19 protein-coding genes are annotated in these 20,321 nt (G+C 62.9%); 9 read left to right on the plus strand and 10 right to left on the minus strand.

Features of this window, described 5'->3' with window-relative positions:
• Positions 1–3: 3 nt before the first annotated feature.
• On the minus strand, positions 4–522 hold the full coding sequence (locus ACFVSJ_RS00475) for a hypothetical protein (protein WP_387433077.1): 519 nt from the start codon (positions 520–522) through the stop codon (positions 4–6).
• A 465-nt stretch (positions 523–987) separates the two neighbouring features.
• Between ACFVSJ_RS00475 and ACFVSJ_RS00480 the strand changes: the two genes are divergently transcribed.
• Positions 988–3,570 (plus strand): LuxR C-terminal-related transcriptional regulator, encoded by a 2,583-nt coding sequence (locus ACFVSJ_RS00480; protein WP_387433080.1) that lies wholly within the window; start codon positions 988–990, stop codon positions 3,568–3,570.
• A 19-nt stretch (positions 3,571–3,589) separates the two neighbouring features.
• Positions 3,590–4,864 carry an APC family permease gene (locus ACFVSJ_RS00485; RefSeq protein WP_387433082.1) on the plus strand — a complete coding sequence of 425 codons (1,275 nt, stop codon included), beginning with the start codon at positions 3,590–3,592 and terminating at the stop codon, positions 4,862–4,864.
• 506 nt (positions 4,865–5,370) lie between these two features.
• On the opposite strand, the gene ACFVSJ_RS00490 is transcribed toward ACFVSJ_RS00485, so the two are convergent.
• Positions 5,371–5,799 carry a hypothetical protein gene (locus ACFVSJ_RS00490; protein ID WP_387433083.1) on the minus strand — a complete coding sequence of 143 codons (429 nt, stop codon included), beginning with the start codon at positions 5,797–5,799 and terminating at the stop codon, positions 5,371–5,373.
• 164 nt (positions 5,800–5,963) lie between these two features.
• On the opposite strand from ACFVSJ_RS00490, the gene ACFVSJ_RS00495 reads away from it, so the two are divergent.
• Entirely contained in the window at positions 5,964–7,226 is a 1,263-nt protein-coding gene (locus ACFVSJ_RS00495) for a plasmid pRiA4b ORF-3 family protein (protein ID WP_387433086.1), read from the plus strand.
• Between the two features lie 18 nt (positions 7,227–7,244).
• Here the strand turns inward: ACFVSJ_RS00495 and ACFVSJ_RS00500 are convergent, their stop codons facing one another.
• Positions 7,245–7,739, minus strand: coding sequence for a hypothetical protein (locus ACFVSJ_RS00500; RefSeq protein WP_387433089.1), 495 nt, complete (start codon positions 7,737–7,739; stop codon positions 7,245–7,247).
• A gap of 58 nt (positions 7,740–7,797) precedes the next feature.
• Here ACFVSJ_RS00500 and ACFVSJ_RS00505 point away from each other — a divergent pair, with 58 nt between their 5' ends.
• Positions 7,798–8,799, plus strand: a complete 1,002-nt coding sequence (locus ACFVSJ_RS00505; RefSeq protein WP_387433091.1) for a hypothetical protein — start codon at positions 7,798–7,800, stop codon at positions 8,797–8,799.
• Positions 8,800–8,806: 7 nt separating this feature from the next.
• On the opposite strand, the gene ACFVSJ_RS00510 is transcribed toward ACFVSJ_RS00505, so the two are convergent.
• Together ACFVSJ_RS00510 and ACFVSJ_RS00515 are read right to left on the minus strand one after the other, a co-directional pair.
• A complete protein-coding gene (locus ACFVSJ_RS00510) occupies positions 8,807–10,201 on the minus strand; it encodes a UDP-glucose dehydrogenase family protein (RefSeq protein WP_387433093.1) in 1,395 nt (464 codons plus the stop codon).
• Entirely contained in the window at positions 10,198–11,373 is a 1,176-nt protein-coding gene (locus ACFVSJ_RS00515; RefSeq protein ID WP_387433095.1) for a glycosyltransferase family 4 protein, read from the minus strand. Before ACFVSJ_RS00515 ends, ACFVSJ_RS00510 begins: the two co-directional genes overlap by 4 nt.
• 325 nt (positions 11,374–11,698) lie before the next feature.
• Here ACFVSJ_RS00515 and ACFVSJ_RS00520 point away from each other — a divergent pair, with 325 nt between their 5' ends.
• Positions 11,699–13,435, plus strand: a complete 1,737-nt coding sequence (locus ACFVSJ_RS00520; RefSeq protein ID WP_387433097.1) for an FG-GAP-like repeat-containing protein — start codon at positions 11,699–11,701, stop codon at positions 13,433–13,435.
• An 84-nt stretch (positions 13,436–13,519) separates the two neighbouring features.
• Here the strand turns inward: ACFVSJ_RS00520 and ACFVSJ_RS00525 are convergent, their stop codons facing one another.
• Positions 13,520–14,122, minus strand: a complete 603-nt coding sequence (locus ACFVSJ_RS00525; protein ID WP_387433100.1) for a hypothetical protein — start codon at positions 14,120–14,122, stop codon at positions 13,520–13,522.
• Between the two features lie 127 nt (positions 14,123–14,249).
• Positions 14,250–14,684: a MerR family transcriptional regulator gene (locus tag ACFVSJ_RS00530; protein ID WP_387433102.1), complete on the minus strand. Its 435-nt coding sequence runs from the start codon at positions 14,682–14,684 to the stop codon at positions 14,250–14,252.
• Positions 14,685–14,824: 140 nt separating this feature from the next.
• Between ACFVSJ_RS00530 and ACFVSJ_RS00535 the strand changes: the two genes are divergently transcribed.
• The 3 genes from ACFVSJ_RS00535 to ACFVSJ_RS00545 all read left to right on the plus strand — a co-directional run bounded on the left by ACFVSJ_RS00535 (position 14,825) and on the right by ACFVSJ_RS00545 (position 16,231).
• Positions 14,825–15,247, plus strand: a complete 423-nt coding sequence (locus tag ACFVSJ_RS00535; protein WP_387433104.1) for an Hsp20/alpha crystallin family protein — start codon at positions 14,825–14,827, stop codon at positions 15,245–15,247.
• Positions 15,248–15,482: 235 nt separating this feature from the next.
• Positions 15,483–15,857, plus strand: coding sequence for a J domain-containing protein (locus ACFVSJ_RS00540; RefSeq protein WP_387433107.1), 375 nt, complete (start codon positions 15,483–15,485; stop codon positions 15,855–15,857).
• Positions 15,854–16,231: a hypothetical protein gene (locus ACFVSJ_RS00545; RefSeq protein ID WP_387433110.1), complete on the plus strand. Its 378-nt coding sequence runs from the start codon at positions 15,854–15,856 to the stop codon at positions 16,229–16,231. The genes ACFVSJ_RS00540 and ACFVSJ_RS00545 overlap by 4 nt, the downstream gene beginning before the upstream one ends.
• 60 nt (positions 16,232–16,291) lie before the next feature.
• On the opposite strand, the gene ACFVSJ_RS00550 is transcribed toward ACFVSJ_RS00545, so the two are convergent.
• Positions 16,292–16,528: a hypothetical protein gene (locus ACFVSJ_RS00550; protein ID WP_387433112.1), complete on the minus strand. Its 237-nt coding sequence runs from the start codon at positions 16,526–16,528 to the stop codon at positions 16,292–16,294.
• Complete coding sequence (locus ACFVSJ_RS00555; RefSeq protein WP_387433114.1) at positions 16,521–17,990, minus strand: flotillin family protein; 1,470 nt, start codon at positions 17,988–17,990, stop codon at positions 16,521–16,523. Before ACFVSJ_RS00555 ends, ACFVSJ_RS00550 begins: the two co-directional genes overlap by 8 nt.
• Before the next feature lie 514 nt (positions 17,991–18,504).
• Here ACFVSJ_RS00555 and ACFVSJ_RS00560 point away from each other — a divergent pair.
• Positions 18,505–19,836, plus strand: coding sequence for a DUF6350 family protein (locus tag ACFVSJ_RS00560; RefSeq protein WP_387433117.1), 1,332 nt, complete (start codon positions 18,505–18,507; stop codon positions 19,834–19,836).
• A 29-nt stretch (positions 19,837–19,865) separates the two neighbouring features.
• Here ACFVSJ_RS00560 and ACFVSJ_RS00565 read toward each other — a convergent pair whose 3' ends face one another.
• On the minus strand, positions 19,866–20,315 hold the full coding sequence (locus ACFVSJ_RS00565; protein ID WP_387433120.1) for a hypothetical protein: 450 nt from the start codon (positions 20,313–20,315) through the stop codon (positions 19,866–19,868).
• Positions 20,316–20,321 lie beyond the last annotated feature (6 nt).

Raw genomic sequence — 20,321 nt, forward strand, 5'->3', positions numbered from 1 at the left:
AGGCTACTCTTGCCACGCGTACCAGTAGCCGTCGCCATACACGTTGGCGCCCTGGACTACGGTTGCATGGTAGATGTTGGCGTTGCCCCAAGGCGTAGGTGTGCCGACGCCGGCATCGGTCAGAGCTCGATAACTGTGTTGCCAGACAGAGTCGTAGCTCCGGTTTATTCCGAGAGCTTGAACTGTATTGAATCCGAAGGCACCCACGCGTTGATAGCCGTAGCTGGCAGTGACCCGACTCCAGTCGTAGTAAAAATCAACATTCTCTTCGGTAAACAAAGGCCAGTCGCCGGAATATAGCGTTGCACGTGTGTATCCCAAAGATGCGGTTGAGAAGGTCGTGCCCTTCTTAAGGTTAGGTGAGCCTAGAAACGAAGCACTTGTAGCTGACTTTGGCGTTGACAACTTCTTAATGAGCTCCGTCGTATCGGGATCGTCCGCGGCATATGCGGCTTGACCTGTTCCGAGAAAAAGGGACAAGAGTGCAAATGTGGCGAGACCTGAACGGACTCCTTTTTTCATTTCGCCTCCTAGATAGGCAGCACAAATAGACCATCATTTTTTGGTTGGTTTTTGTCAGCGGATGCTTTTGCCGACGTTTGCATCGAAGCATAGTTCTGAATTTAATGCAAGAGTCACTTTCGCCCTTGGAAGCCGAGTGATGTGAGCGCGAACAATCGGCAGTCGAATATATGTATGAACGACTTTCAATAAGATCGAACACTTATCCACATAGTGAACTACATGGCTGTAGTTCAGCTGCAGGCACCCATAGCGTGGACACCAAGACACCATCACGCAAGGGGTACCGATGATCTGCCCGACCGCCAGCCAGAGCCAAACCGAGCCACGAAACCACCACCTAGACGATCCGCGCCACCACCTAATTTTGCAAAATCACCACCTAATTGGGCCCAAAAACGCCTGTGCAAGGCACTTTTGGACCCCTAGTCCCGATTTTCGGCCTTAGTCTCCGGGGTGAACCGCATGACAGTGGTCAACGGAAACAGAAGGTTGGGCAGGGTGTTCGATATTGAGGTGCAGCGCATCCTCGACTACGTCGGGCGCGGCATTGGTGTGCGCGTCATCGGCTCGCCCGGAAGCGGCAAGTCCACCGTTGTTTCCACTGCGGTCTCCAATGCGGAGAAGACCGGGTTCACCATCCACACTGTCACCGGCCTCCGGACGCACCGCGACATCCCTTACGCCGCGGTCAAGGGCCTCGGCATGGAGATGCGCCCGGGGCGCAGCGGCGTCCTGGACCTCGCCGACGTGCTGGTCAGCCAGCTCGCAAAGCCGGGCAAGCACCTCCTGGTGGTGGATGACATCCATCTCCTGGACATCGAATCGCTCGCGGTCCTGGAGGCCGTCCGCCAGCAGTCGTTCGTGCCGATGATTGCCACGGCCCCGGAAACGCATACTTTCTCGCGGGGTGAGCTGGCGGTCCTCAACCAGGGGCGGGAGGCCGTGGTCCAACTGGAACCGCTGCACTACGAGCAGGTCCACGCGCTGGTCGCCAAGGTTCTCGGCGGCCCGGTTGACGTGGACACCACCGCCCGGATCCTCACCAAGTCCGCCGGAAACCCGCGCCTGATTGTGCGGATCACGGAGACCGCCCTGCTGAGCAGCCTGCTGGTCCGGCGGGGCGACACCTGGCACATGACCACCGGCAGCCTCTGGAATGATCACCTCAGCGGCACCGTGGAGGCACTGCTCGCTGAGCTGCCACCCGAGGACCTCACGGCGCTGCACAGCATGGCGATCCTCGGGACCGCCCGCATCGACGTCCTGCAAAAGGTGGTTCCGGCCGACGCCTTGGACAGCCTGGAGCGCCACGGCTTCCTCTCCGTCATGGATGATCACCACAACGGCACCATCGCCGCGATCAGCCCACCCGTGATCGTCGACTACTTCCGGGGTCGGCGGACGTTGCGGGACCGGCACCTTCTGCGGAGCAAGATCGCCGGAATCCTGGACTCCACGCCGCCGCCTACGGGTAACGAAACCTCCACGGCCGACTGCCTCTCCCGTGTCCTCTCCGGGCTGCGCCTTGAACGAGGAAACGACGACGCCGTCACCGCCCGGCACTTCCAGGACCACAACGCCGTCCGCGAACGTGCCCGCTTCGAGCGCTGGGAAGCCAACAAGACGCCCACCAACGCCGCGTCACTGCTGCGCGTCTATTGGGGCGCGCCGGTTGATCCCGTGCGCACCGCCCGCGTCCTGACAGAAACGCCAACGGACGACGCCGACCCCAGCGAGCTGCTGTTCCTTACCATCACGAAGGCCCTACTGGCGATACCGTCCGGCGGCGTAAGTGCCGCCGTCGAGGTTTTGCAGGGGTTCGCCGACGCGAACCCGGAGCAGAGCGCTGATGCTGAAGCTGCGATGCTTTTCCTGGCGGCCTCACACGGGCGCGTGCCGGCGCAGCTGTCTGAAGGTTCCGCGGCGAATGGGCGGGCGCTCGAGGTTCTGACGCGGGCGCTGCTGGAGCTGTACCGGTGCCGGCCTGCCGTCGCCCTCAAACTCATCAGCGACGTCGAAAGTGACGAGCTCTTCCCACACCTGCGGCCCTTCATCCACGGCTACGCGCTGTTCGCAGCCGGAAGGGTGGACGAGTCGCTCGTTTTCGCGCTTGACTGGCGAGCCGAAGCCCGCAAGAACCTTGATCAGTTCGGGGTGGTGACCAGCAGCTACGTTGCCGTTCACGGCCTGCTGTACAGCGGGCACTTCGACGAAGCCGAGTACCTTATGAGCAGCGTGTTTGCGATGGGCCGTCCCGGTTTCGTGGTGGACCTCCTCTACGACGCCATGCTCCGGCTGGCCGGGCTGCGCCACGCCACCACCTCCACGGCGCCGGCGCTTTCCATCGCGTCCCAGGCCAGGGCAGAAATGCCCGACGTCGGTCCCTTGCCTGGGATCGGAAAAGGGGCTTACGTCCTCATCACCACCTCGGACATGCAGCCGACCACCTTCGACAGGGACGCCAGCATGCTCATCAAACGGCAGCTCAAGAGCGGCTACGTTCTCGAGGCGAAGATGACGGCCCTGCTGTGCACGTGCCTGGCTCCCGGCCGCAGGGTCCTGGACCTGCTGCATAAGGTGCTGCGGGACAGCGGAATCCTGGTCCATGACCAATTCGTTTCCATCGCTTCCGCCGTGGTGGAGACTGACCATCAGCTGCTTGGCTTGCTCCTGAAGCACTACGAGCCCGATCAAGACGTCTACCAGGTGGGGATGCTGCTCCGCAGTGCGCTCCGGGGACACGTGCTTGAAGGAGACACGACTTCGGCGGAAGCTTTGGCCACGGCGTCTTCGGCTTTTGCGGCCAGGTTTCCATCCGAGAACGAGCAACTCTCCTTCAATACCTTCGAGGCGAGTGCCCTCACCGAGAGGGAGATCGAGATCGCCGCGTTGGCCGGGTACCTGTCCAACGTCCAGATCGGGGAACGTCTGCGAATCAGCGCACGGACGGTGGAGAACCACATTTCCAACGCCCTGAGGAAGACCGGCGCAACTTCACGGACAAGTCTCTTCATCTTGGTTGGGAATACATTTCCGCCGCAGTGACTCTGGATAGGCTGGCTGGGTGAACACCCCACCCGCCTTGGCCCGCCGGCTCGGTACCTTCGATGCGTCGCTAATCGGCCTTGGCTCCATGATCGGGGCCGGTGTGTTTGCGGCCTTCACACCCGCCGCGGCTGCCGCTGGTTCGGGGTTGCTGGCGGGGTTGGTTGTGGCTGCGTTCGTCGCGTTCTGCAACGCCGCGTCCTCGGCGCAGCTGGCCGCCGCCTATCCGACATCCGGTGGGACGTACGTCTATGGTCGCGAACGCCTGGGGCCGTGGTCCGGATTCCTTGCTGGATGGGGATTCGTCATCGGCAAGACGGCAAGTGCCGCAGCCATGGCGATGACCTTCGCTGCCTACGCCGCCCCTGCCGGATGGGAGCGCCCGGTGGCGATTGCCGCCGTCGTGATTTTGACGGCGGTGAACTATCACGGGGTGACGCGGACAGCGGGACTGACGCGGGTGTTGGTCATCGCCGTGCTGCTCGCCCTCGCGGTTGCCGTTGCCGCATGCTGGGGTGGTTCGGGGCTCTCGCTCGGCAACGTGGTGGGGGATGGGCTGCTGGCCCATGGCTGGTACGGGATCCTGCAATCCGCGGGGCTGCTGTTCTTCGCGTTCGCTGGGTACGCGCGGATCGCGACGATGGGCGAAGAGGTATTGGAGCCACGGCGCACCATTCCGCGTGCGATCACCATTGCCCTGGGCGTCACGATCCTTATCTACGCGATCATCGCCGTCACGCTGCTGGCCGCGCTTGGCCCGGACGGCGTGGCCAGCAATCCAACTCCGCTGGCTGCCGCCGTCGAGCATGGCTCGCTGGCGTGGCTTGCTCCGGTGGTGCGCGTTGGCGCCGCTGTTGCCTCGCTCGGGGCGTTGCTGGCCCTCGTGGCCGGTCTGGGCCGGACGAGTCTGGCCATGGCGCGTGAGCACGACCTGCCGCATGCGCTCGCCGCCGTCCATCCCCGGTACAAGGTTCCGCACCGGGCCGAGCTCACGATCGGTGTGGTGATTTGTCTGGTCATCGCCGTGGCCGATCTTCGCGGGGCGATCGGATTCTCGTCGTTCGGCGTGCTGCTGTACTACCTGGTGGCCAACATTGCGGCGTTCACGCAACCGGCCGAGGACCGGCGCTATCCGAAAGCGTTGCAGATCGCGGGGGCTGTTGCCTGCGTGGTGTTGGTGGCGACGTTGCCACCGCTATCCATTGGGCTCGGCGTGCTGATGTTTGCCGCGGGCATCGTGTACCGGCTCGTGCGGTTGCGCTTCCGTGGCGGGCACGGTTCCGCCTTGGGGTAGCCAACGGAACCGTGCCCTATGCTTCCTACGCCTGGAGCGGGTGGGGGTTCCCGCCGGACACCGGGTCTCCCGCTCCGGAAGCACACAGTGAGCCTAAGGGCGATTTTTGCGACTAGGTGTCGTTTTGATTTTTCTAGGTGGTGAGATTGGCTTGATCTCAACCTGCTTTGGTTGCCTTTCTTGGGGGCGAGGCAAAAGATAGGTGCTCCGCGCGTGTCTCTAGGTGGTGGGGTAGCCTCGCTTTCGCGCCCGGGCTGCCACTTGGACGCTACTACGCAGCTACCTTCGCTGCCGCTTGTAGACGATCCACGTGGCAACGTTGGCAGCGGATGCTGCCAAGGACAGTGCTGCCATTGGGGGATTGCTAAAGAAAGCAATAACGGCCACGCAGAGGAAAACTGCGGCCGATGTCAGGGTCAGGAACTTTATTTCTCTGCCTCCGTACGGTCGGTGTTACAGGACGATCTGGAAGTCAATTCGCTGGTTGAGGTGCTCCGCCCGTGTCTCTAGGTGGTGGGGTAGCCTCGCCTTCCCGCCCGGGCTGCCACTTGCCGGTGAACGCGGTCCATGTACACCAGCAAGCTCGCGATCGTCAGAATCAGGCCAGACATTTCGGCGAAGGTGGACGTGATGTCCTGAAACCTGACCGCTAATTCCGGACCAAGCGTCATCGCGTTGGTGAACGCGGCGAGGGCGAAGACGGCAGCTTTCCAGAGTGGGTAATTGGTGGCCTTGGTTACCAGGGTGGCGAGCGGCGCCGCCGCGCCGAGGAGCGCCAGCAGGACGACGGCGGTTGTCTTCAGGATGTGGGGATCGAGGACCTTGAGTTCCTCAGGCGGGGGAGCGAGCCACAGCAGGGTGGCAGAGGCCGCGGATCCGGCCGCAGTGATGAAGCCCAGAATTCGGAGTGCCCAAGGAAAGAAGCGTGTCACCATGGACAGATTCTGGACCCTAATATTCGGACTAGGTGTCGGAAAAGACGCTCCCTAGACCCGGCTGGCCGCAATTAGGTGGTGAATGGGGGAAATTAGGTATTTCGGGAAATCGCCTAGGGGCCGTGCCGGCCGCGAACGGCTGTCTCGGCTGGCAGAATTGCCGTATGACCGCACCCACCCAAGTTCCCGGCGTCGAACTGCGCATTTCCATCAGTGAGACGGAGCCCAGCATCTGGCGACAACTGGTGATTCCGCAGACTGCAACTTTGGCCGAGCTCCACGAAGCCATCCAGGTTGCTTTCGGCTGGAAGAACGCGCACCTCTACGATTTCAGGGGACCGGGCACCGATGGAAAACAACGGGCCATAGGCACGCTCGACGACGACTCTCCCGAGGGTGCCGAATCCGCGGCGGACGTGGCGGTGCTTGAGTTGTTCGACCCGGCGTCTCCCGGAACGTCGCCGTTTGAATACGAGTACGACTTTGGCGACAGCTGGACCCACGAGATCGAGGTGGTCGGCCCGGCTGAAGTGGATGACAATGTGATCCTTTGCACGGGCGGGGCAATGCGCGGTCCGGTTGAGGACTCGGGCGGCGTGCACGGGTACGCCAACGTTGTGCGCGTGGTTGGGGATACAAAGCACCCAGAGCACAGGGAAGCCGTGGAGTGGCTCGAATGGGTGACGGGTATGAAGGCCAAGGAATTCGATCCGGTCGCCTTCGACCTGGAATCCGTCAATGGCGAGTTGAATCGCCTTGCCCGCAGGATCTGGGCGGAGCCGCCTTCGCTGGATGACATGGACGCAGTCTTGGCGCCGGTCCTATGGCTTCTCCAAGAAGCTGATCCCGATGGGCTCGACCTGACCTCTGCTGGATGGCTCAAACCGGCAATCGTCAAGCGGATGATGACAGAGCTCAACTGGGACGACGACTGGATTGGGACCGGCCGCAACGAGGTCAATATTCCGCATGTCATGGATCTGAGAGAGCAACTCCAGCGCTGGAAACTGCTGCGAAAGAACAAGAACAAGTTGCTGCTCACGCCTGTGGGGCGACGTGTGGTTCGGGATCCCGCCGAGCTGTGGGAATTCCTGGCTGCGCGGTGCGCGTCACCGGATACGGCTGCAGATGAACTCATCACCAGGCTGGTGGTCCACTGGGAACTCACCGACAGTAAGCCACAGTGGGACAATCTGAGCGAAGCGATCGCAGCTGAACTCTCGATGCACGGATTCGTTCTCAAAAACGGTAATGCTCCTATCCCGCCGGATCTGGGCCGGGACATCTACTTCCACGCGCGGCGACCTTTGGATTGTCTTGCCTTGTGGGGAACACGCATGTGGAAGAGCATTGATCCCAAGCCCACCGACGCCGGTATCAAGTTCCTCCTCGACGTGCAGAGCCGGTGGGGCGCCAGCAACCGCTGACGCCCCGGCCCGCTGGAGTTAGCCCTTCTCGCAGGCGATCCCATCGTTGTCGCTGTCGAGGTCGTAGATGTCTGATCCAATGACGGTCACTGGTCCCTGAACGTAGGCCGGGCCGTTGCCCTTGCCTCCGGCGCAGTCGACGTCGGACGCGATGGGCACGCACCCGGAATAGTTCGGATCGCAGTTGCTCGGCGCCTGGGGCGCCGCTTTGGGAACCGCTGCTTGCGCGGCCTTCTGGTCAGCCGCTGCTTTCGCGGCCGCGGCAGCTTGGGCCGCGGCTTGGTCCGCCGCGGCCTTGTCGGCGGCAGCTTTGTCGGCGGCGGCTTTGTCTGCAGCTGCCTTGTCGGCGGCGGCCTTTTCCGCTGCCGCCTTGGCTGCGGCCTCGGCGGCCCTCTCATCCGACAGCTTCTTCGCCGTTGCTGAGTCCAACCACGTCAGTTTCCCGCTGCGGTCCACCGCGCAGATGTAGGTGTCGCCGGACTCGAGCTGGGTCGCCTTCTCCGTGGTACACACGGTCCCTGCGATCTTTGACGGAGTCGGCGTTGGAGATGGCGTAGACGAAGGCGACGCCTTGGAACTGCTCACGGAACTGGCGGTGGACGTACCGCCGCATGCTGTGACGAAGACCAGCAAAGACCCGATGGCCACCAACCCGAATGCCTTGCCGCCGCGAACCCACGAAGAGTTGCGTACCAAATGCTGGTTTTTGGCCGTGCGAATAGAACGCGTTTTCAAAGTAATGCCCCCTTTTAGAAGCGCCGATGCGATGGCGCGTGATGCGACCCTAACACCAGCCGATTCCGGAAAGGGAGGAGAAGTTTTCTATGACTTAGCGCGTGGTAACTCATGGGAGCTGAACTCGGTCCTGTGCGGAAGATGGCATCCTTGGTCCATGGCCGAAAACGGGAGCAAGCGCTCGGAAATCATAGACGTCGTTGCATCAGAACTGTTGTCTCTGGACCCCGGACGCCGACACGTTGCGATCGACGGCGTTGACGGTAGTGGTAAATCGACCTTTGCCTCTGACCTTGCCGCAGCAATATCCGGCCGGTCCGTCATAACGATCCAGGCAGATGACTTCTTGAACCTCCGTGAGGTTCGCTACCGTCTTGGGCGGACGTCACCCGAAGGATTCTGGTTGGACACATACAACTACGACTCTCTCCGCGACTTCGTCTTGGAGCCCCTCGGCGTTGGCGGAGACGGAAAGTACCGGAGCGCCGCCTCCGACCACGTTCGAAACCTCATGCTCCACCCCGAACCTCAGTCGGCGCCCGAGGATGCGTTGGTCATCGTCGAGGGTATGTTCCTGCACCGCGATGAGCTGGCCAATTATTGGGACTACTCAGTCTTCCTGGATGTGCCGTTCACGGAAACTGCTCGAAGAATGAATTTAAGGGACGGCAGCCACCCCGATCCGGAACATCCAACAATGCTTCGCTATGTCGGCGGGCAGCGGCTCTATTTTGCCAGCGCCAAGCCGTGGGCTCGGGCCACACGAATCATCGACAACACTTTGCCGGATGAACCCAGGATCTTGCCCATCTGTGAAGCCGGAAATCGGCCTCGGTAGCAAAAACCTACGCCCGCGCGTGCTTCCGTCCCGGAACCCCCGCACCCGGAAGCGACCCAGCGCGCTCCTCCGCCGCAACCGCAGCGCCGGTACCCAAGCCGCGGACCGTCCAGCCGGCTGCCCGCCAAGCCTCGGCGTCCAGCACGTTGCGCGCGTCCAGCACCATCCGGCGTCGTACGAGTGCCCCAACCTCAGAAGGCGACAACCCGACGTATTCGTTCCACTCCGTCAGCAGCAGCACCAGCTCGGCCCCTTCGAGGGCCCGCTTGGTGGAGGCTTCGAAGCGGATCTGCGGGTAGCGGATCCAGGCGTTGTTGATGGCCTTCGGGTCGGTGACGGTGACGTGGGCGCCGGCCGCGGCGAGTTGCTGGGCGACGTCGAGGGCGGGGGAGTCGCGGATGTCGTCGGTGTCGGGCTTGAAGGCCGCGCCGAGGATCGTTACCGTGCGCCCGGACAGGAATCCTCGGCACATCTCGCGGGCCACGTCCACGGCACGGGATCGCTGGTCCACGTTCACGGAGTCCACCAAGGCCATCCACGCATCCACGGACGGCACGTCGAGTTCGCGGGCCTGTGCGCGGAAAGACCGGATGTCCTTGGGCAGGCAGCCGCCGCCGAAGCCGAGCCCCGCGTGCAGGTAGCGGTTGCCGATGCGCGGGTCCAGGCCCATCGCTTCGCTGAGTTCGCTCACGTCGGCGCCCGACGCGTCGCACAGCTCGGCCATCGCGTTGATGAAACTGACCTTCGTGGCCAGGAATGCGTTCGACGCCGACTTGATCAGCTCCGCCGTCGCGAAGTTGCAGACCAAGCGGGGGATGCCGGCGGTGACCAGCGGCTCGTACACGGCATCCAGGACGGCGGTTACCGGCACGCCGGCCGCTGCGCCCTTGCCGCCTGGCACGCCGTAGACGAGGCGGTCGGGCACCAACGAATCTTTCACGGCCGTGCCCTGGCGGAGGAACTCGGGGTTCCAGCCGAGGAGTACGTCGGATCGCCTCGCCAAAACAGCGCGGATGGCCTCCACCGTGCCAACAGGCACCGTGGATTTACCGACGACGGCGGCACCTTTGGCCAGGTGCGGCAGGAGGCTCCGTGTTGCGCTCATCAGGTAGGAGAGGTCCGCGGTGTCCGAGGTCTTGGACTGCGGGGTGCCCACGCAGAGGAAATGGACCTGCGCATCCGCCGCCAAAGAGAAGTCCGTGGTGAACACAAGCCGACCCGTGGTGCGGCCATCCCCGAGGAGCTCGTCCAAACCGGGTTCATGGAAGGGAGCCAACGCTTTGTTCAGCTGTTCAACTTTGTGCGAATCAACATCAATGCCCACCACGTTGTGGCCCATCGAAGCGAGGGTGGCGGCGTGGACTGCGCCCAGGTATCCGCAGCCGATCACGGAGATCTTCATGAGAAAGGTCCTTTGCTTGGAGTCAGTTGGGAGTCGTTGTCGCCGGCGGAATCGGGATGCACGCCGTTGATCACTTCGTCGTAATGCCGCACCAGCTCGGCGCAGAGTACCGGCCACGTCCGGCCTTGGACCGACGCGGTAGCCGCCGTGGCGAACGCGCGGCGCTTGGCGTCGTCGCCCATCAGGTCCTGCACGTAACCACGCAGCTGGGCGAGGTTGCCCGGCTCGTACAGCCAGCCGGTGCGGGAGTTTTCCACAAGGTCCAGTGGGCCTCCACGGCCGGTCGCAACAACAGGAACGCCCGACGCCATGGCTTCCTGGATGGTCTGGCAAAAGGTCTCGAACTCGCCGGGGTGGACGAAGAGATCGAAGGAAGCGACGGCTTCGGCGAGGGATTCGCCGCCGAGGAAACCGGCAAAGTGGGCGTTGGGCAGTTGGGCCTCAAGCGCGGGGCGCTGCGGTCCGTCACCGACGATCACGAGTTTCGTGTTGGGCAGGTCCGCGATCACCGCAAGGTCCTCAACCTGTTTCTCCACGGCCAACCGCCCGACGTAGCCGATGATCCGGTGACCTTCGGGCGCCACCGTGCTGCGCCACGCCGTCGAACGTTTCGCGGGGTTGAAGCGGGCAGTGTCCACACCGCGCCGCCACATATCCACGCGCAAAATGCCGCGCCCGCGTAACTGGTTCAGCGCGAAGGTGGACGGCACCAGGGTCCGGGTGGCCAGGAGGTGGATGTTGTCCACGCGGTTCCAGGCCCAGTTCTCCAGGAAAGGCACGCCATAACGGGCGGCGTAGCTGGGAACCTCGGTTTGGTAGATCGCAACCGTCGGTATGCCAAGCTGGTCCGCGGCCTGCACGGCGCGCCAGCCGAGCACGAACGGGGAGGCGAGGTGAACGACGTCGGGGGCGAAATCGGCAAGGATTCGCTTGACCCGATTCACACCACCCAACGCGACCCGCACATTCGTGTACCCGGCCACCGGGACGGACGGCAGCCGGTGCACATACGCGCCCTTCACGACGCTCGAAACATCAGTGTCCGACGTCGACGGCGCAATCACCATCACCTCATCGCCGCGCTCCTGCAGATGATCCAGCACCCGCAGGATCGAGTGGGTTACCCCGTTCATCAGCGGCAGGAATGATTCGGCGACGATTGCGATCCTCACGCCTTCCACGGTGGTCGGGGCGGTTGGCGTTGGGGGTTCGATCCGGTGGCCTGTGGAGGAAGAGTTGGTTAACAGGTGGTTCTCTGTTTTGTCTCGGCCCGGCGGTAGACTCGCGTTCTACGGACGCGCTGGGGTGTCCATGACTCTGGGGGCAAAAATGGGTGCTGTTGGGGATTGTTCGCGCGCGCTTGGTTTGGTGCGGAGCCGACGGCGGCACTCTGGTGACGTACGACGGCGGCGCCCGCGGGCGGCGCGGATTGGCGCCGTCGGGCTTGGGCTGGCCCTGCTGTTGGGCGGTGTGGTTTCGCCTGCTTTCGCTGATGCCGTGACCAACGTCGTTTCCGTCGGAGAGCGCCCAGGGGAAATCGCCGTGAACCCCGCGACGAATAAGGCCTATGTGAGCACCTCTGAAGGTGTTTCGGTCATCGAGGGCGAAACTGGCGCGGGCAGGCTGTACTCGGGAGACACGCCTGTGGACGTCGCGGTGAACACGGCGACGAACAAGATTTACGTCAGTGAGATCGGTGGCACCGTTGCCGTGGTGGACGGTGTGACGCGGGCTGTGACGTCTGTGTTCGTGGGGTCCGGACCGGGAGTCGTGGCGGTCAACGAACGCAACAACAAGATCTACGTCGGCGTCGCTGCCGGAGTTGCCATCATCGATGGCGCCACCAGCGCTGTTAGTACCGTTCCTCTCGCCGGGGGTGCACAGGACATTGTGGTGAACCCCGCCACCAACAAGGTTTACGTCAGGTCAGGCGGAACCATCAAGGTCATCAACGCGGCCGGCTCCATCACCGGGGACATCATCATTGGTGCCGGGGGCATCCTCTCTGTGGCGGTCAACCCGGTCACCAACAAGATCTATTTCACGACCCTTGGCAGATACGGTGCCGGCGTGAGCGTCATCGATGGCACAACGGACAAAACCACCGGAAAGCTTGAGACTTCGAGCAAGGTGGGGATGCTGGCCGTCAACCCGGCAACAAACAGGATCTACGTTGCTGCGGACAGTAATTCTTTGGAGGGCTACGTCAAAGTTATTGACGGGTCTGCCTTCACCGAAATTGCCCAAATCATCACACCCTCGCTTATCCGCGACATCGCGGTGAATCAGGCAAGCAACAAGATCTATATCGCGATGTCCGGCCGGGGAATCACCATCATTGACGGCACGGACAACAGTTCGTCGGCGGTCTTCACCGGGCAGAACCCCGTTGCAATCGGCGTGAATCCGTCCACGGGGAAGGCCTACGTGGCTAACTACGACAATGAATCCGTCTCGGTGATCGACGGTACGGTGGCAGCCCCAGCGAAGAATGACTTCAACGGTGATTCGTTCGCTGACCTTCTGGCTCGCGACTCCTCCGGGGTGCTGTGGCTGTACCCGGGAGATGGTTCAGGTGGATGGCTGCCCCGCGTGCAGGTCGGGGTCGGTTGGAATGTGATGACCGCCCTGCTCGCTCCCGGAGACTTCAACGGTGACGGCAACGCCGATGTGATGGCCCGTGACGGAGCCGGTGTTTTGTGGCTCTATCCAGGAAACGGCTCGGCGGGCTGGAAGCCGCGCTTGCAGATCGGCAGTGGCTGGGAAGGCATGGGCGCGATAGAGGGCATTGACTTCCACGGCGACGGATCCGTGGACGTGGCAGCACGCGATCGCGGTGGTGCCCTGTGGGTCTACCGCGGAGACGGCAGCGGCGGCTGGTTGCCCAGGATGTGGGTGGGTTCAGGGTGGTCCGATATGTCCGAGATTACCGGTGCGGGCGACTTCAACGGTGACGGCCTCACCGACATCGCTGCTCGCGATTCCGCGGGTGCGCTCTGGCTCTACCCACCCAGCGGCTACGGAGGGTGGCTGTCCCGGCAGAGCATCGGCCAGGGTTGGAACGTGATGAACTCACTCGTGGGACCCGGCGATTTCGACGGCGACGGCCGCGCGGACATCCTGGCCCGGAATGGCGCCGGCGAACTGTGGCTGTACTCGGGGCAGGGCGGCTCGGTGTGGCCTTCAGCGTCGCGCGTAGGTACGGGGTGGAACGGGATGACGGCGATTCTTTGAGGTTCTCTTCACGAGGGGTGAGCTTTCGGCGCAAGGCAAGGCCCCGAACGCCGGGATCTCACCCCTCGCTGTCCGCGGGCACTCTTAGGACAGTTCCTTGCAAATATCCCGTTGCTGGCCTGAACTGCTGATGAGCGTGAATACACCATTCGCGTCGATGGTGTAAACCAACTTTCCTATGTAGTGGATAGTCGAAGGTCCAGCTGGAACGTCACTGGGGAACAGAATGAGTCCGTTGTGGCCGGTCGCGGTGACAGTTTGGGTTCCATCGGCATTGAATCGGGTGCTGGCCACGGAACCATCAGTTCGGATAGTCACCGACTTACCTTTGACCCATACGTCGGGATCCATGCCGTAATTCGTATAGGTCAACAGAACGCCTTTCCCTGCCTCGAGGTGGCGGACGACGTTGCCCTCTGCATCTTTGAATTCCTTGATCTGTATCTTTCCGCCAACTCCATTTAGTTCAAGATTGAACGCGCAGCCGGATCCTGCGGGAAGTTGGATTGGGAAGTCGAGGGCCGCCGCGGGTGACGCGGGGACAAACAGAGCGGCGAGTAACACAGCCACAGGCGCGAGCCTGAGCGATTTTGTGAGTTTCATTTTGTTCTCGATTTTTTGAGCGGTGCGGTGATGAATGTCGGCACCCTCCCTTGTGCCAGGGAGGAGACCAAGTGCCGTGCTCACGGGACGAGTCCCTGACGGCGGCCATTTAACAGGGGAAGCCGCTCTGTTACGGACGTCGTGCTCTCGGGGCCGGCGTCGGGTCAGAGATTACTCGCCGCCGAATTGAAATGCCATGACCTGCGGAAAATCACTCCCCACCCCGCGCAAGCTTCAAGTCCTTCCGCAGTCCACGGTTGTCCGCCCGCAGCTCCCGGTTGTCGTCGGTGAGTCCGCGGTTGTGCTCCACCAACCCCCGGTTCGTCGCCTCGAGCTCCAACACCAGCTTCACTCCCGCCAGGTTGAGCCCCTCGTCCAGGAGCACGCCAATCCGGCGCAACGTGACCAGGTTCCGTTCGCTGTAACGCCGTGTGCCGCCGCAGGTCCTTTCCGGCAGGAGCAGCCCTTTGCGCTCGTACAAACGGAGGTTCTGCTGGCCCGTGCCGACGAGTTCGGCGGCGACGGAGATGGCATATACGCCCAGGTCGTCCCGCGAGGCAGCCCCGGCAGGAGTGCCGCCCGGCGCGGAAGCGGCCAAGCCGCCGTCGTGCGTTTCCGCCGAGTCAGCGTTCTCAGGACCTGCCACAAACCACTCCAAAATCCTCGAAAAATCCTCTTGCACCACTTTCTTGCCAGTGCTATAAAAAATCTATACCAGCCAATACAGATCAGGAAGGCTGGCACCACAACAGAATCAGCATCAAGATCTGAAGGAGTGAGAACCACATGCTGATGCGCACTGACCCGTTCCGCGAATTCGACAGGCTCGCCCAACAGGTTTTTGGCACAACAGCACGCCCGGCCGGCATGCCGATGGATGCCTGGCAGGAGGGCGAAGAATTCATTGTTGCGCTGGACCTGCCCGGAGTGGCACCCGACTCCATTGAGCTGGATGTCGAACGCAACGTCTTGACCGTCAAGGCTGAACGGAAGTCGTCCGCTGGGGAGGACACCGAGATGATTGCTGCCGAACGACCGCAAGGCGTCTTCAGCCGGCAACTGATTCTCGGCGACACCCTGGACACTGACGGCGTCAAGGCCGGCTACGACGCCGGCGTCCTGACACTCCGTATCCCGGTCGCCGAAAAGGCCAAGCCACGGCGAATCGAAATCACATCCAGCGGTCAACGCCAGGAGATCAACGCCTAACGGGTTCGCTCCGCCGGGTCCGCCCGGGGGTGGCCTTCGGCGGAGCGTGCAAGCGGGAGCATCAGACCGGCCGCATCGGAAGAATGGGCGCAGGCTTCGCGCCACGCCATCGCGCTTGTTGCGCAGAGGAAACGCGGCCCCCGACGTTGACTCCCGAACGGATGGCCCCCGGTCCGAACTGCTTGGTTCGCCGGGGGCCATCTCCCAGTCCAAACATGTCCATCGGAAACCAGCCGTGGGAAACCAGCCTGACTACTACGCGATCCTGGGTGTCACACCGAAAGCCTCTGCCCGGGAGATCACGCGCGCCTACCGCGCTTTGTTGCGTCGCCATCACCCGGACACGGCATCGCACGACGGCGGAACCTCCCCGGGTGCCAACCTCCAGCAGCTTCACGCGATTATGCAGGCTTACGTCGTTTTGTCGGACTCGGAAAGGCGGTCGGCTTACGACCACGAACGCGCGGGCGCCGGTTCCGGCACGCCGGTCAAGGTCCGCATCCATCGCACGACGGCGGAAACGGAACCTGTCGATCGACGCGGGCAGCCCCTGAGCTTCGGACCAACTCGGTGGACACCATCTCGCAGAGGCCTTAGGAGACCCACATGAATGCTTGGCGTTCCTACGACAGCCACCTGATCCCGGCGTTCTATGAACGCTTCGAGCAACGTTGGGGCAAAGGAACCGCACCGTTCCTGGACCCGGAGGTGCACGAACAACCCATGCCCCGTGCCCAGTGGATCAACGTGGATACAGGCGCAGCAGTTGCCGTTGTTCCCATCTGGACGGACGACCCCGAGCATCGTTCGTTTGGGGTGTTCTACCTGCCGCCAGCGGCGGACATCTGGATCCTTCGACCCGGGCCAACGACGTTCATGGAACCAGGTAGCGGTGCATCAGGGGAACAGGTGTCCTTGCGCAACGATGCCTTCAAGAAGGCCGTCAATCACGCCAAGGAGTTCATCTACGGGCCGCAACCGTGACGGTTGCCGCCGTCGCCCCCTCAGCCGTGTGCCGCCGTCGTACTTAAACGGTGGGCGGGCTTACGACCGCAGCTCTTCCGGCAACTCCTCCACGTACACCGTCTGCGGCGGCTCGAAGTAGATCACCAGCACCTTCTCGCCCACGGGGTAGACGCTGGTCTTGTCGAATGGGCGGGCGAAGAACGCGCTGGTGCCGCCGTGAAAGGGGAGCATCACTTCGCCCAGGGTGTCGGGTCCGATTGTGCCCGTGACCCGGCCGATCTTGCCCGTGAGACTCCGGTCCACGTCTTTATGCATCGGGCTCCCTGACAGGAGCGGGACGCGCTGCAGCCTTGCCGGGAGAAGGGGCAGGCCGGGGAGCTTCCTTCCCCCGTAACGCCGCGGCCAACGACGGCAGGAAGCTACCCACCTGGGACAGGATCCCGCCGACCATGCTGTTGAGCCCCTCGCCGCCATTGAGCACCGTGAGTTGCCCGATCCGCGAGAACGGCTCCGCCGCGGCCGAGACAATGGCGGGCATGTTCTCGGCGATCTGCTGGGAGATGACTGCGTCCTGGTTCGACTCCAACGCCTCGCCACGGGCCTTGATACCCTCGGCCTCTGCCAAAGCCTTTGCCTTCACAGCCGAGGCGGCTGCATTGCCGCGTGCCGTCGTCGCGGCCGCTTCAGCCTCACCAGTGACGCGAGTGGCGCCGGCCATGGCTGCGGCAGCGCCGGCGTTGGCTTGTGCCTCGAGTTCAACCCGTCGGGCGTTGGCCTGTGCTTCTAGTTCGGTGCGCTTGGCCAGGGCTTCGGCGGCGCTGATGTCCGCGGCCTTCTTGGCTTCAGCCTCGGTCCGCTGGGCGTACGCCTTCGCGTCCGCTGGCTTGCGGATGGTGGTCTGCAGTTTCTGTTCTTCGCGGGCCGCTTCAAGCTTGGCGACTTCGGTCTCCTGCACCACCACCTGCTGGCGGGCGGTCGCATCGGCCAAAGGACCAGCTTGAGCGGCATTGGCGCGTGCCTGCTCGGCGTTCGCGGCAGCAGCGGATTGCTTGATGGCCGAGCGGCTCTGGGCATCCGCAATCAACGCAGCGGCCTCTGCTTCCTTCTCCGCAGCTTCCCGGTTCCTCGTAGCCTCGGCGATCCGGGCTTCCATCTTGACCTGCGCGATGTGCGGCTTGGCCAGGTTCTGGATGTAGCCGGTGGGATCCTGAAGGTCCTTGATCTGCAGCGAATCCACCACCAGGCCAAGCTTCTCCATCTCCACACCGCTGGCACTGCGGACCTGTGAGGCGAGCTTGTCGCGCTCCCGGATGATCTCCTCCACAGTCATGCTGCCGATGATCGAACGCAGGTGTCCCTCAAACACGTTGTAGACCTGGCTCTCCATTTTGGGCTGTTGCCCCAGGAACCGTCGGGCAGCGTTGGCGATGAACGGGGGAGCGTCGCCGATCTTGTAGATCACCACGCCGTCCACGATCACCTGGATGCCCTGGGACGTCACGCACGAGACCTTCAGCTCGGTTTCGTTGAGCGTCAGCGCCAGGGGCCGAACGGTTTGCAGGCCAGGAATCACCAACGCTCCCTTGCCGGTGACGATCTTGAAGTCCATGCCATCCGTGTTCTCCAGCGTTCCGCGGGTGAGGCCGGAAATGATCAGCGCCTCGTTTGGTTCCGCTACCTTCCACATGGCCTTGGTCGCGAGCCAAACGAACCCAATGGCAACAACCACGCCCACGATCGCGGCGATGAGCGGGAAAAATGCTGAGAGGTCGTCCATGGACCCTGTCCCTTTCCAAAGAACAATTTGGTTGCCCGTGTACACAGTGTGAGTCCGAGGTGTCAGCTAGTCCAGCGATTTTGTGCGGCACACGCACGCGCGGGGATCGCGTGTTCGGCGCGGAGATCGTTGCCCCCGCAGCGCCAGGTGGGCAGTCCGCCGTCGTGCTTTCCTTAGCGAGCTTCGCGAGGGGTGAGCTCTCGGCGGAAAGCGAGCCCCAAAACCCCGAGATCTAACCCCTCGGCGAGAGGGCAAAAGGACATAAGAAGGCTGGTGCAACCTGGAGAGTATCCGTAGGTGGTTGCACCAGCTGCTAGTACGACTTTCAGTAGTTAGTTGTGACACCTATCCATTGGCCGCTCCTAGTTCCCGGCTTCGATGATTTCCGGGCCTTGTGAAGTCTGTGAAAACACCTCCAATCTTACTCCCGGGTCCAAGCAAAAAGCTCAGGAATCTGCCGTATTCCCGGGAGTCTGCCGGGGGAGACCGGCGCACCGTGGCACGATAGATCACGATGAAACTGCGTGCTGATCAGACCGGAAACCGTGGCCTCCCGATGCCCCTTTGGCTGCAGGGTGGTCTGGAAGCGGCGCAGGCAGCCTTCATTTCGGCCATCGTTGTGGTCCTGCCCCTGGTGGGGGTGTGGGCCACCGACGGCTTCCAGAACCGCAACGTCGATGCCCTTGCCCGTTTGGCAGGCCAGGCATGGCTGCTGATCCACGGCGTTCCGTTGCACCTGGCGCAGGTCAATCTGGGAACCGCGGGCCAACCCGGTTCGGGTTCTTTGTCCTTGATACCTCTTGGCCTGACGCTCATTCCGTTCCTGCTCGCGTGGCGGGCGGGCCGTCGCCTGGCCCGTGCATCCTACACGGACCAGTTGTGGCAGGCGTTCCTCGGGGCATGGCTCGTTTACGCGGCCTTCGGGGCTGCCACCGGATTCGTGTGCCGGACCTCCGACGTGGTGATCAACCTCTGGTTTGCCATGTCCATCCCGCTGATCTCGTTCGGCCTGGGCTTGGTGGTCGGCGCACGACGCGAGGCCGGTTCGTGGAGCCGCCTGATCGGCGTGGACGCAGTCGCGTGGCTTGCCAAGACCAGCCAGCATTCGCGCTGGGCCGGCTCCTACGTGGGCTCAGCGATGAAGGCCGGATTCGTGGCGACCATGGCCGCGGTTGCGCTCGCCGCACTGCTCCTCGCCGTGGATATCGTGTGGCATTGGACGGACATCATCGCCGTCTATGAGGGCCTGAAAGCAGGCGCCCTGGGCGGGGCAGTCCTCACCATTGCGCAGCTCGGCTTCCTGCCGAACCTCGTGATCTTCACGCTTGCTTGGTCCTCCGGTTCGGGGTTCGCCCTCGGCGTCGGCTCCACCGCGGGACCGCTGGGGACCGCCGTCGGGCCTTTGCCTGCCGTCCCGATTTTCGGTGGGCTTCCCGCCGGACAACTGGACCTTGGCGGCATGGCCCTCGCGCTCCCCGTGGTTGCGGGCATCATGGCCGGTTGGTGGTTCCTGCGCGAAGGCGAGAACCACTTCGACGAGTGGCTCTCCATCAAGATCAAGGCCCGCTGGTTCACGGCAGCGGTGTCAACGTTGTTCCTGGGCGCGTTCATTGGTGCAGTCGCCGGCCTGCTGAGTGCGGGCCTTGCGTGGATCGCAAGGGGTTCGGCCGGGATTGGCCGGCTCACGGACATCGGCCCCCACCCGTTGTGGACGGCAGTCTGGGTGGCTGCCGAGGTGGGTATCGGCGTCGTTATTGGCTACGCAGTGGGGCCGTGGCTGGAACGCAGCCAGAAGCTGCGCGAGGCGAACCTGGACGAAAACGCGTACGACGACGAACACGCCTGACGCTCTGCCGGCGGCCCGGTTTGGGGCGCTTAGCGCAACGGCCCGGGCATCGAGTTCTCAAGGTCGGCGAGGCACCTCGACTTTGCCGTCTCCGTCAAGGCCGAACGCGCACAATCCTGGTACGTACTTACCTGCTTGAAGAACAGGGACGTCGTGAGAATCAGCAGGCACATGATCGCTGAGACCACCAAGCCGGAGATGGTTCCGAAGAGCACGATCTTGGAGTGCTTGTACTTCACGGCCCGCACCAGGACCACAATCCCGAGCACCACGCTGGCCACGGTAAGGATGGCGCTGAGCCACACGTAGTTCACGTTCAGGGAGAAGACGAAAAACGATCCCAACGCCGACAACAGGAACGCACGGAACAGGATCTGCGTCACGCCAAAAGCGGCTTTTTCCGCCTCGGCGCGGGATGGCGGGTTCGGCTTGGGACCGACGTCGGGATTCATGTTTTCCAGCCTACGCGAGCCGCCCATAAGCTA

It is taken from the genome of Paenarthrobacter sp. NPDC058040, assembly GCF_042885775.1.
Lineage (GTDB): Bacteria > Actinomycetota > Actinomycetes > Actinomycetales > Micrococcaceae > Arthrobacter.